The 12,179-nt window shown below is 65.4% G+C and carries 11 protein-coding genes; 2 read left to right on the forward strand and 9 right to left on the reverse strand.

The window, feature by feature from the left end:
• The first annotated feature begins 49 nt into the window (after nt 1-49).
• Nucleotides 50-1,009, forward strand: a complete 960-nt coding sequence (gene cysK / locus FR728_RS14185; RefSeq protein WP_149893377.1) for a cysteine synthase A — start codon at nt 50-52, stop codon at nt 1,007-1,009.
• A gap of 423 nt (nt 1,010-1,432) precedes the next feature.
• On the opposite strand, the gene FR728_RS14190 is transcribed toward cysK, so the two are convergent.
• The 9 genes from FR728_RS14190 to FR728_RS14230 all read right to left on the reverse strand — a co-directional run bounded on the left by FR728_RS14190 (nt 1,433) and on the right by FR728_RS14230 (nt 11,349).
• Nucleotides 1,433-1,759, reverse strand: coding sequence for a heavy metal-binding domain-containing protein (locus tag FR728_RS14190; RefSeq protein WP_149893378.1), 327 nt, complete (start codon nt 1,757-1,759; stop codon nt 1,433-1,435).
• Nucleotides 1,760-1,821: 62 nt separating this feature from the next.
• The gene (locus tag FR728_RS14195) at nt 1,822-2,385 is read right to left on the reverse strand and encodes a DUF1176 domain-containing protein (RefSeq protein WP_149893379.1); all 564 of its coding nucleotides are present in this window, start codon (nt 2,383-2,385) and stop codon (nt 1,822-1,824) included.
• Nucleotides 2,386-2,522: 137 nt separating this feature from the next.
• Complete coding sequence (gene trpS, locus FR728_RS14200) at nt 2,523-3,602, reverse strand: tryptophan--tRNA ligase (RefSeq protein WP_149893380.1); 1,080 nt, start codon at nt 3,600-3,602, stop codon at nt 2,523-2,525.
• A 123-nt stretch (nt 3,603-3,725) separates the two neighbouring features.
• A complete protein-coding gene (gene murJ, locus FR728_RS14205) occupies nt 3,726-5,288 on the reverse strand; it encodes a murein biosynthesis integral membrane protein MurJ (protein ID WP_149893381.1) in 1,563 nt (520 codons plus the stop codon).
• Between the two features lie 46 nt (nt 5,289-5,334).
• Nucleotides 5,335-8,181, reverse strand: a complete 2,847-nt coding sequence (locus FR728_RS14210) for a [protein-PII] uridylyltransferase (RefSeq protein WP_188318910.1) — start codon at nt 8,179-8,181, stop codon at nt 5,335-5,337.
• 138 nt (nt 8,182-8,319) lie between these two features.
• Nucleotides 8,320-8,691 (reverse strand): helix-turn-helix domain-containing protein, encoded by a 372-nt coding sequence (locus tag FR728_RS14215; RefSeq protein ID WP_149893382.1) that lies wholly within the window; start codon nt 8,689-8,691, stop codon nt 8,320-8,322.
• Nucleotides 8,688-9,323, reverse strand: coding sequence for a Smr/MutS family protein (locus FR728_RS14220; RefSeq protein ID WP_149893383.1), 636 nt, complete (start codon nt 9,321-9,323; stop codon nt 8,688-8,690). Before FR728_RS14220 ends, FR728_RS14215 begins: the two co-directional genes overlap by 4 nt.
• The gene (mltA, locus tag FR728_RS14225) at nt 9,320-10,624 is read right to left on the reverse strand and encodes a murein transglycosylase A (RefSeq protein ID WP_208998821.1); all 1,305 of its coding nucleotides are present in this window, start codon (nt 10,622-10,624) and stop codon (nt 9,320-9,322) included. The genes FR728_RS14220 and mltA overlap by 4 nt, the downstream gene beginning before the upstream one ends.
• The gene (locus FR728_RS14230) at nt 10,621-11,349 is read right to left on the reverse strand and encodes a Tim44/TimA family putative adaptor protein (protein WP_149893384.1); all 729 of its coding nucleotides are present in this window, start codon (nt 11,347-11,349) and stop codon (nt 10,621-10,623) included. Before FR728_RS14230 ends, mltA begins: the two co-directional genes overlap by 4 nt.
• Before the next feature lie 313 nt (nt 11,350-11,662).
• Between FR728_RS14230 and FR728_RS14235 the strand changes: the two genes are divergently transcribed.
• Nucleotides 11,663-12,169, forward strand: a complete 507-nt coding sequence (locus FR728_RS14235) for an FxsA family protein (RefSeq protein ID WP_149893385.1) — start codon at nt 11,663-11,665, stop codon at nt 12,167-12,169.
• Nucleotides 12,170-12,179 lie beyond the last annotated feature (10 nt).

Below are 12,179 nucleotides of genomic sequence, written 5' to 3' on the forward strand. Positions count from 1 at the left end.
GCAAACGCAGGCCCTGCTTCCATCCGGAAAACTGTTCTGGGAGAATGGAATGAGTGACAAGAAGCCTGGCCGCGGACGGATTTACGGCTCCATCACCGAGACCATCGGCGACACGCCCATCGTGCGTCTGGATCGCCTGGCCAAGGCCAAGGGCGTGAAGGCCAACCTTCTCGCCAAGCTCGAGTTCTTCAATCCGATTTCCAGCGTGAAGGACCGCATCGGCGTCGCCATGATCGAAGCGCTCGAAGCCGAGGGCAAGATCGCGCCGGGCAAGACGACCCTCGTGGAGCCGACATCGGGCAACACGGGCATCGCGCTGGCCTTTACCGCGGCCGCCAAGGGCTATCGCCTGATCCTCGTCATGCCGGAGACCATGTCGGTCGAACGCCGCAAGATGTTCAAGATCCTCGGCGCCGAGCTGGAGCTGACCGAAGGCCCGAAGGGCATGAAGGGCGCCATCGCCCGCGCTCAGGAGCTGGTCGACAGCATCGAGGGCGCCCTGATGCCCCAGCAGTTCGAGAACCCGGCCAACCCGGACATCCATCGCAAGACGACGGCCGAGGAAATCTGGAACGACACCAACGGCGAAGTCGACGTCTTCGTGTCTGGCATCGGCACCGGCGGCACCATCACCGGCGTCTCCAGCGTGCTCAAGGCCCGCAAGCCCGGCCTGCATGTGGTGGCGGTGGAACCGGCAGACAGCCCGGTGCTCTCCGGTGGCCAGCCCGGCCCGCACAAGATCCAGGGCATCGGCGCTGGCTTCGTTCCGGGCGTGCTCGACACCTCCGTCTATGATGAGGTCGTGACCGTCAGCAACGACGAGGCCTTTGCCATGGCCCGTGAAGTGGCGGCCACCGAAGGCGTGCCCGTCGGCATCTCCTCCGGCGCAGCCCTGACCGCGGCCATCAAGGTCGGCCAGCGCGACGACATGGCGGGCAAGACCATCGTGGTCATCATCCCGTCCTTCGCCGAACGCTATCTGTCGACGGCCCTCTTCGACGGTCTTTGATGTGAAAAAGGCCCGGGAAACCGGGCCTTTTGCTTTGAGACGAGCACATTCCGTTTCGTCGGCCATCCCGGGCAAGTGTCGCGCGACCCGGGACTTGTGAGCCAGAAACGTCACCGGCTCACCGATCCCGGATCTCAAGGCTCGGCCTTTCGTTCGGGAGGACAAAGGAGAGGGTTTGTCTAAAGGCCTAGCCGTCCGTCATTCCCGGCCTTGTGCCGGGAATCCAGCCTGTTGGGATGACGGTCCGGCAGACTGGATGCTCGGGACAGGCCCGAGCATGACCGTCGAGAGCCAAAGAACGCTTTCGCACCGGACATTCCGCCGTCCCGGACGCAGCGCAAGCGGAGATCCGGGACCTCGCAAGCAACGCGCACATGGATCGTCGGGAGAAGGGTTGGTCCCGGCTCAGGGCCGGGACGGCGCTCAGAGCCCTGCGACGATGACCGCCGTGCCCGTCGCACTGACCATCAGCATGGAACCGCCCTGGCCGACGGTCTCATAGTCCAGATCGACCCCGATCACCGCATTCGCGCCCATCGCCCGCGCCCGCTGTTGCATTTCGCTGAGAGCGATCTCGCGCGCCCGGCCGAGCTCTTCCTCATAGGCGCCGGAGCGTCCGCCGACGATGTCGCGGATGCCGGCGAAGAGATCCTTGAAGATGTTGGCGCCCAGAATGGCCTCGCCGGTGACGAGACCGCGATATTCCGTAATGTCGCGGCCCTGCAGCGTATTGGTGGTGGTGATCAGCATGGATGTCCTCCCTCGGGATAAGGCCTGTATCCCTGTTTAGATGGGAGGTCCTGTCCGCCGGATCAATCCAGCACCCCTTCCGTCGAGAACCCGCAGACTTCTGCCATCTTGCCGTAAACGGCAGAGAAACCGGCCATGGAGGCCTGAAAGAGCGGTTGTCCGTTGACCTGCACCGTGAGGGCGTCTGAGCGGCGCATGGCTTGCAGCAGCGCGAGGGCAACGCCCGGCTCCGGGTTTGCGTGAGCCTCCTTCAGCCCCTCGTCGGTGAAGCCGGCTTCCGCCGCAGCCAGGAATCTGCTGCCGTCATCCAGGACGAAGCGCACGTCGTCGCCGGTCTGGGTCAGCGTATCATAGTGGCGGGGCGCATATTCGGTGAGCACCAGCAGCGGATAGTCATAAGGCGGCCCGGCATCGCCGGTGTAGTGCTCATAGGCGAGGATCGGATCCCCGTCCCCACCGGTCCACGCCCGGCAGATCGAATGATCATCCTCTTCGGAGGCCACCGGTTCGACGGTCAGCTGCCAGTCCTTGTGAGACCAGTAGAAGTCTTCGGCGAGAGCGGTTCCGCCGGGAAGTGCGAACATGGAGAAAAACAGACCCGCTGCAGCAAGCGGCTTGAAAGGCATGGGCTCAAATCCTTGAAGTCGTGAATGTTTCGCAACTCTTGCGCACGGCTCTCTAATTCTTTGCCACTCTCAAACGTAAAATGCCCGGAACAGGGGTTGCTCCGGGCATTCATGTCTATTCGCAAGACCGTGCGAGATCAGCGCAGCTCGAGGAAGCCGACGATGCGGCGCACGTCCTTGAGGATCGGCTCGGCAATGGCGGAGGCGCGCTCGGCCCCGTCCTTCAGCACCTTGTCGATCTCGGCCTGGTCGCCCATCAGGCGGCGCATCTCGTCGGTCATCGGCGACAGCTTGGCGACCGCCAGATCGGAGAGGGCCGGCTTGAAGGCGGAGAACTGCTGACCGCCATATTCGCCGAGCACGTCCTGCTTGGTCATGCCGGCCAGCGCCGCATAGATGCCGACCAGATTGTCCGCTTCCGGGCGGTCCTTCAGGCCATCGGTTTCCGACGGCAGTGCATCCGGGTCCGTCTTGGCCTTCTTGATCTTCTTGGAGATCGCGTCGGCGTCGTCGGTCAGGTTGATGCGCGACAGGTCGGAGGGATCCGACTTGGACATCTTCTTGGTGCCGTCGCGCAAGGACATGATGCGGGTGGCCGGACCGGCGATCATCGGCTCGGTGAGCGGGAAATAAACCTGCTCCGGGGTTTCCGGCGACGGGGTCGGGTTGGGCACGCCGAGGCCCAGTTCCTTTATGCTCGCGGCAAAGTCATTGTTGAACTTGGCGGCAATGTCGCGGGTCAGTTCAAGGTGCTGCTTCTGGTCGTCGCCAACCGGCACGTGGGTGGCGCGATAGGCCAGAATGTCGGCGGCCATCAGGTTCGGATAGGCAAACAGGCCGACCGAGGCGTTTTCCTTGTTCTTGCCCGCCTTCTCCTTGAACTGGGTCATGCGGTTGAGCCAGCCCATGCGGGCGACGCAATTGAAGATCCAGGCCAGTTCCGCGTGCTCGCGCACCTGGGACTGGTTGAAGATGATGGACTTGCTGGCGTCGATCCCGGCGGCGAGATAGGCGGCAGTCACCTCGCGGGTGGCATGACGCAGGGTGGCCGGATCGGGGAAGCCCGCGGTGATCGCGTGAAGATCCACCACACAGAAGATGGTCTCCATCTGGTCCTGCAGCGGAACCCAGCGGGAGACCGCGCCGAGATAGTTGCCGAGATGGAGATTGCCGGTGGGCTGAACGCCGGAAAAGACGCGATTGTGGAACGCCGTCATTGTCTGGTCCTGTCTGCAGGCGGCCGGTTGGAAGGGCGCCTGATGGGTCAAGTTGCAGCCCGGTCTTAGCTTCCGGGCTGCGGGATGGCAAGGGATCTGCGGCGGCCCCGCGGCCGCGCAAACTCAGGTGTTGCGCCGTCTCAACGCCCGCACATGGGCGAGAAGGTCGCTGCCGCCGGTGATCTGGACGAGGAGCGCATAGGCCACGATGCCGATGAGCACCAGCGCGGTCAGGGCAGCCAGCCGCAGCAGCAGGGCGCTATCGGCAAGCCAGGGCGCCAGCGCCTGGGCGGAAAACTCCAGCACGACGCCCATCAGCAGGCTGGAGACCAGCAGGAAGACCAGCTTGCGCAGGATCCTCCGGTCCGGCTGGAAATGGCCGCGCTTCCACAGCACGCCCACCAGCAGGCCCGTGTTGACCCAACCGGCCAGCGTCGTGGCCAGGGCGATGCCCACATGTTGCAGGCTGGAGAAGAGCGCGAGCGACAGGATCACGTTCACCGCCATGCCCACGCCCGCGAAGATCATCGGTGTGCGCGTGTCTTCCCGGGCGAAATAGCCGGGCGAGAAGACCTTGTTGAGCACGAACCCGGGAAGCCCGAAGGCAAAGGCGGCGAGGGCTGCCGATGTTCCGGCCGTGGCCGCATCGTCGAAGGCACCGCGCTGGAACAGCACGCTGACGATCTCGTCTGGCACAACGGCCAGCGCCACGGAGGCCGGCAGGGTCAGGGCCAGGGAGAACTCCAGGGCGTTGTTCAGGCTGCGCTGATACTGGTCCGTATGGCCCGAGCGAAGCTGACGGGTCAGGCTCGGCAGCAGCACCACGCCGATGGCGATGCCGATCACCCCGAGCGGCAGCTGGTAGAGCCGGTCGGCATAGTAGAGCAGGGCGTTGGCCCCGTCCTGCATGGAGGCGATCACCTGCCCCACGGCGACGTTGATCTGGGTGACGCCGCCTGCCACCACGCCGGGAACGCCAAGCGCCAGCAGCTTCTTCACGGCGGGCGTCATGCGCGGCCGCAGGATCGGCACGCCGAGCCCGGCCCGCTTCAGATCGATGAGCACGACCGCCAGCTGCACCAGACCGGCGACGCTCACCCCGACCGTCAGGATGACGCCCAGCTGGGTGGAGGGCGGCACGCCGACGAAAAGCACCACCGCAAGCACCACGCTCATGACGATGTTCAGCATCACCGGCGCCAGCGCGGCCGCGGCGAACCGGTCGTAGGTGTTGAGGATCCCCGACAGGAAGGCGAGGATCGACATGAAGATCAGATAGGGGAAGGCGATCCGCGACATCAGCACGGTGAGATCGAACTTCTCCGGATCATCGACAAAGCCGGGCGCCAGCGCCCAGACCACCGCAGGCATGAAGATCTGCGCCAGCGCCGTGACCACCAGCAGGCAGGAGATCAGCGCCGAGCCGATCTCGCCGGCGATCTGTCGTGCCCGTGCGTCGCCCTCTTCCTCGACTGCCCGCCCGAACAGGGGAACGAAGGCGGAATTGAAGGCCCCTTCCGCGAAGAGGCGGCGGAACAGGTTGGGCAGGCGGAAGGCCACCACGAAGGCATCCGCCACCGGGCCCGTGCCCACAGCGGCGGCCAGCAGCGTGTCGCGGACAAAACCGAGCAGACGGCTTGCCAGGGTTGCTCCGCCAACGGTGGCGAAGCTGCGCAGAAGATTCATGTCTCAAATCCCGGAGCCCGCGACAGGGCCGATGAAAGGCAGGACGTCAGGAAACCTGGCGCGCGATCGGGGCGGCGGGACTGAGGTCCACCTTGCCGTCGACGGCTTCGCCCAGTCGTTCGCGGATGATTTCCTGCCGTCCGATGTTGGCAATCTTTTGTCCGGTCAGGTCGGTCACGTAGAAAACGTCGACCACCCGTTCGCCGAAGGTGGAAATATGCGCCGAGCCGATGTTCAGGTTCAGCGTCGAGATGCAGCGCGTCAGGTCGTAGAGCAGGCCGGCCCGGTCGAGGCCGGAAATCTCCAGCACGGTGTATTCCTCCGACCAGGAGTTGTTCACCAGCACGTCCGCCTCGACCTTGAAGGCCTTCACCTTGCCCTTCATGGCGCCCTTGCGCTGGGTCTGGTCCGGCAGGGGGGCCTCGCCCGACAGGGCCTTGCGGATATTGTCCGCGATCCGCTCGCCGCGGCGGATCTCGTCCGCATCATCCGGCAATTCCCGGCTGATGAAGATCGTGTCCAGCGCGAAGCCGTCGGTGGTTGTGTCGATCTGGGCATCCACGATGTTGGCCCCGGTCACGTAGCAGGCCCCGGCAATGATCGAGAGCAGGCGCGGATGGTCGGGCGCCAGAACGGTCACCTCGGTCACCCCCTCGAAGGCATGGGGCGTGACCTTGAACGCCAGCTGCTGGCCGGACTTGTCGGTCTTGCGGAAGAGTTCCGCATGGGCGACCAGCCGCTCCGGGTCCGTGCGCAGCCAGTAGGCCTTGTAGTGGCGCTTGCCATAGGCGGTGCGCTCCTTCTCCGACCAGTGCCCCAGCTTTTCCATGAGCGTGCGGCGGGCGGAGTCCACGGCCTGATTGTGGGACATGGTGGTGTGGCCACCGGTCAGGTGCAGCTCGCATTCGTAATAGAGGGTGCGTAGCAGCTGTCCCTTCCAGCCGTTGAAGACCCCCGGCCCCACGGCGCGGATGTCGGCCACGGTCAGGATCAGCAGCAGCTTCAGCCGCTCCATGGACTGAACGATCTGGGCGAAGTCGTGGATCGTCTTGCGATCGGAAAGATCGCGGGACTGGGCGACGGTACTCATGTCCAGGTGATGTTCGATCAGCCAGGCGACGGTCTCCGTTTCCGACGCGCTCAGACCAAAGCGCGGGCAGAGCTTGCGGGCAATGCGCGCACCGGCGATCGAGTGATCTTCCGGCCGGCCCTTGGCGATGTCATGCAGGAACATGGCCACGAACAGGACCTTCCGGTTCTGCAGGGTCTTGATCAGGTTGGTCGACAGCGGGTTCTCGTCGCCGCTTTCGCCGCGCTCGATCTCGTGCAGCACGCCGATGGAGCGGATCAGGTGCTCGTCCACCGTGTAGTGGTGGTACATGTTGAACTGCATCATCGCCACGACCTTGCCGAAGTCGGGAACGAAGCGGCCGAGCACCCCGGTCTCGTTCATCTTGCGCAGGGTCTTTTCCGGCGTGTTGCGCGAGGTCAGGATCGCCACGAACAGCCGGTTGGCTTCCGGGTCCTTGCGCACGTTGCCGTCGATCAGACCCAGCGAGCGGCGGATCATCCGCGTCAGCTCCGGATGCAGGTTGTAGCCGTTCTTGTCGGCGATCTGGAACACCCGGATCAGATTGACCGGATCATCCTCGAACAGCCGGTCGGAGAGGGTGTAGAGCCGGTTGTTCTCCACCTCGAAGGCCGGATAGCCTTCCACGGGCCGTGCTGCCTTGGAGGGCCGTCCGCCCCGCAGGCGGCGCATGAACCCACCGATCTGGGCGCCGATCTGGTGTCCGATCTGCTGGCCCAGCGGCTCCTTCACGTGCTGTTCTTCCAGAGCGGCGCAGAAGATGCGGGTCAGATCCCCCACGTCCTTGGCTACCAGGAAGTAGTGCTTCATGAAGCGTTCCACGTCCTTCATGCCCGGATGCTGGGTGTAGCCCAGTCGGATGGCAATCTCGCGCTGAACGTCGAAGGACAGGCGTTCCTCCGGACGCTTCGTCAGGAAATGCAGGTGGCAGCGCACGGCCCAGAGAAAGTCCTCGCACTTGACGAAGAGATTGTACTCCGAGCGCGACAGCACGCCGGCCTTCACCAGCTCCGACTGGTCGCGCACCTGGTAGTGGTACTTGGCGATCCAGAACAGGGTGTTGAGGTCGCGCAGGCCGCCCTTGCCTTCCTTGATGTTCGGCTCCACCAGATAGCGCGAGACGCCCTGGCGCTTGTGGCGGCTGTCCCGCTCGGCAAGTTTCGCGGCGATGAATTCCGAGCTGGTGCCTTCCACCACTTCGGACAGGAACCGCTGCAGCAGCTCCTCGAACAGGGGTTCGTCGCCGCAGATGCGACGGGCTTCCAGAATGGCGGTGCGGATCGTCATGTCGGCGCGCGACAGGCGCACGCATTCATCGATGTTGCGGGTGGCGTGGCCGACCTTCAGCCCGAGATCCCACAGCATGTAGAGGATGTACTCGACAACCTGCTCGCCCCAGGGGGTCTGCTTGTAGGGCAGCACGAAGAGCAGGTCCACGTCCGACCCGGGCGCGAGCGTGCCGCGGCCATATCCGCCAACGGCTGCGACCATGAGCCGTTCTGCGGCCGAGGGGTTCTGGGTGCGGTAGACCCGGGACAGGGCGAAATCGAAGACGAGGCGGATCAGTTCGTCCTGCAGATGGGACAGGCGCCACGCGCAGCGCAGGCCGCCGCCATCCTCGTTCAGCCGCTGCTCCGCAAGGGTCCGGCCATCCTGCATGGCCTTCTTTAGCAGCATCAGGATCTGGGTGCGGACCTTCGGATCGGCGCCATTGCCACCGGCGGCATCGGCAAGCGCGTGCATCTGGTCCTGGAGCGCGGCGCTGTCGATCAGCCCGGCAAGGTCTTCCCTGGAAATCTTCATGAACACCCGATCACTGCAATCGCTGGAACATCATCACACCCTCCGGGCGTGTCGCCTGTCGGGGTTGCGTGCTCTTCATAAGGGATTTCAAGATAATGGGCCGTAAAGAGCGGATCGCGGCCCGGTCGGGGCGAGAGCCTAAACCCCGTCCTTGGCCGCCACAACCCGAACCTGATGGAGAAGATGGGCGAGCGACTCCGGCGAGAGGCCCGAGATCGTCGCCGACAGACGGTTGGCCAGCTCGGTCGCCTGGGGATGCAGGCCGGACGTGTCGATCAGGACCTTGGGATCGGAGAGTTCCGCAAGGCGCTGGATCTCTTCCGCCTCGTCCCAGATCACGTTGAAATAGGTGATGATCCGCTGGACCATAAACCAGGTCGGCTTGCCGCGCTTGCCATGCTCCAGTGCCGACAGATAGGCGCTGGAAACCCCCAGCCCTTCGGCCATGTCCTTTAGCGAGATGCCGCGCTTGGCGCGCAGTTCCCGGATCTTCGCTCCAAGCGGTGTCACGACCCCGCCCCTTCCTTCTTGCGTCGAATGCGCACATAGAGCGCGCCCGACCCGCCATGGGTCAAGTGCGCTTCTTCATAGCCCACCACCAGCATTCGCATCTCCGGCAGGGAGAGCCAGTGCGGCACCATGCGCCGCAGGACCCCCCGTTCCTCGCCGTGAATGCCGCTCCACGCGCCGGTCTTGCGTCCCGTTCCGCCCTTGCCGGTGATCACCAGAACCAGCTTGTGGCCGCGCAGCTGAGCGTCATGAAGGAATCCGCGCAGACGGATGTGGGCCTCGTCCTGGCGCAAGCCGTGCAGGTCGATCCGCCCGTCGATGGGTCGCACGCCGCGGATCACCCGCTTGCGGAACCGGTGTTCCAGCATGTGCAGCGGCGGTTGGGCGGGGGCCGTCTTGGCCGGCGTCGAGATCGGTGCGCGCATGGCGGTGTCGGCCCGCGCGGCCGGCGTGGGAGAGGCGGACGCATTGGCTCCACCCTCCCCCATCAGCTCCTGAAAGCTCGTGGTGTCCGGTTCGGGCGGGCTGCGGTCCGGCGTCAGCGGCGTGGTCGTCTTGGCGACCTTGGCCCAGAGCACCCGCTCCTCGTCGGTCAGGTGCCGTTTCTTGCGGCGTGGCGGCGTGTCGCTCACGGGCGTCTCGCCTCCTCTGCTGCAGGGGCCGCGCGCGGGACGAGCAGGGTCATGCCCACCCGGTGGCGCAGTTCACCGGCCAGATGTCCGGCCTCGTCACCCGATCCGGTGAAGAGATCGCCGCGCCCTGCCCCCTTGATGGCGGAGCCCGTATCGTCGGCAATGACCAGCCGATGCAGCGGCGCGAGCGTGCCGTCCAGCCCGGGTGCCTGACCGCTCAGGAACACCGGCAGACCATAGCGCACATGCTCCGGATCCGCGGCGAGGCTGCGTCCGGGCACGAGCGGCAGGCCGAGTGCTCCGACCGGCCCCTGATCGGCGCTCAGCTCGGTCATCTCGCGGAAGAAGATGTAGGACCTGTTCCGGCGCAGCAGGCCATCGACCTCTTGCGGATGATCCCGCAGCCACTGGCGCAGGCCCGCCATGGTGAAATCCTCAGGCTGGCCACGCCCCTCCAGCACCAACTCGCGGGCGATGGAGGTGTAGGGGTGGCCGGTCTTGCCCGCATAGCCCACGCGCATCACCGAGCCGTCGTTCAGCCGCAGGCGCGCGGAGCCCTGCACGTGGATGAAGAAGGCGTCCACCTTGTCCAGATAGGCAAGCTCCGCCCCCTGCCCGGCCAGCGCCCCGTCCATGATTGCGGAACGGTCCGGCAAGGGAGCAAGACCGGAGGACGTCCGGCGTCCGAAGGCCAGCGCGTCGGGCCAGTTCGCGGGCCGGGTCTTGGCGCTCACTTTCACGAAACCCTCGGGCAGTCCGCGCAGGGGCGTGGTCATGGCGCCGTGCGGCGTCCGGCTTGCGGCAAACTCCGGTTCGAAATAACCGGTCAGGAAGCCGTCGTCCGCCAGTTGAACCGGCACGAAGGCTTCCTCGAGGAAGGCCTTTGCGCGGCCCGCGCGTTGGGCTGCGTGCGCGCCAGAACACAGGCGGGCGGCATCCTCCGGGGTCAGCGCATGGGGGCCGGGACGGGACAGGATGTCGGGGGTGGCGCAGACACGCAGAAACGCCGCCAGGGCGGCGGCGTGATTGTCCTTCTCCCAGCCAGGAAGCCGAGCGAATGCAGAAGCAGGACCGGAGGTCTTTGGCCGGGGGATCGGAGGCTCGTTCATCACGCGTGCGGACTTCAGGGCAGCAGGGTGGCCGGAGGCGGTGCGGGTCCCAGTCCCCTGCCCGGCCGCAGGTCCGGAGCTGGCGGCCGCGAAGGCCGGATCGCCGGTCAGCCCCGGGCCGAAGCCTGCAAGCAGGCCTGCAACAAGGGCCAGGACACGGACGATTGCCAGCGCCGGACGGCGGCGGTTCATTCCGCGGATTCGGTCGCGACCAGGCGCCAGTTCGGATCGCGGGACGTGGTGTCGCGCGCAAAGGTCCACAGGTCGATCACGTCGGTGACGCGGGTCGGGTCGCCGTCGATCACGTGACCTTCCGCGTCCTTGGTGGCGGAGATCAGCTGGCTGTGCACCTTCACGGTCACCAGAGCGGTGGAGCCCTTCAGCTCGGCCTCGATGATCTCGGCCTTGTCGATGCCGACAAAGGTGCTTTCGATCGTCTCGCCGCGCTTCTCGCGCTCGTCGATGGCGCCGACGAAGCCTTCATAGACTTCCTTGGAGAGCAGGCCCTTCAGGGTCTTGCGGTCCCCTTGTGCAAAGGCGGTGACGATCATCTCGTAGGCGGCGCGAGCACCCTCGATGAACTGGGCGGGCTCGAAGCTGGTGTCGGCGGAAAGGATCTTGCGCAGGGCGTCGTTGAGTGCCGATCCGGCGGGCGCGATCTTTTCGATGACCTCGCCGTCCTGACGGCCGGAGCCGCCCTGAGCGGAAGCCTGGCCGGGCAGGGGGATCACGTTGCCGCCATCGGCATCCTGAACACGCTCCACCCCGTTGGACCGTTTGGGATCCGGCTTGGAATAGGGATCGAAGGGCGGGCGTTCCTCTCCGGTGCGCTTGCCCAGAACAGAGCGAAGCTTGAACAGGATGAACACTGCCAGCCCCAAGAAGATGATGTTGTAAACGTCGAAGATCTCGCTCATCTCATCCCGCCGGCCCTGGTTCGCAGGGCCATTCTCCATGCACTGTTTCGCCCGTCGCTGGCCGGTCGACCCGGCTTTTCAGCCGGTCTGGCGCCTGCGCCTGTGTGGCCCGCTCCGGCGAAAGGCAAATGCTTGCCGTTCGGTGCCCGAGTGCTGACCGTTGCTCATCTATGTAAGTGTCCTTGAACCAGCATCCAGCCCCCGGAGCAAGGCATGATTTCATCTTAAGCCGGTTTCACGTCCGGAAGCACTCGAAATCCTGCTGCCGAACCACTACGTTCAGGGGAGCATACTTGAACGCAAAGAGGGTTTTGTGGGACTTCTCATCCTCGCGGCCATCATTGGACTGCCGCTGATCGAAATCATGGTCTTCATCCAGGTGGGCAGCGCCATCGGCGCCCTGCCGACGATCCTGCTCACCGTGGTCACCGCCTTCGCGGGCCTGGTGATGCTGCGCACGCAAGGGGTTTCCCTGCTGATGCGCATCCAGTCGGAGATGAATGCGGGGCGTGTGCCCGGCCGCGACATGATCCACGGCGCCCTCATGGTTGTGGCGAGCGTTCTCCTGCTCATCCCGGGCTTTGCCAGCGATGCGGTGGGCCTGCTGCTCTTCGTGCCGCCGGTGCGCGACATGATCGCCAATGCCCTGGTGTCCCGCGCTCATGTGGTCGTGACCACCTCCGGGCCCGCCCGCCGGTCGGGCCCGTCCGAACCGGTGGTGGATCTGGACGAGGGCGATTGGCAGCGCAAGCCGGACGGCGCCTCCGGATCTGCCCGTCGTCTCGACAATCCGTGGAATGACGACCCCGACCGGCAGTAGGTGAGGGGAT

Origin of the sequence: Roseibium aestuarii, assembly GCF_008477545.1 — a bacterium.
Taxonomy (GTDB): Bacteria; Pseudomonadota; Alphaproteobacteria; order Rhizobiales; family Stappiaceae; genus Roseibium; species Roseibium aestuarii.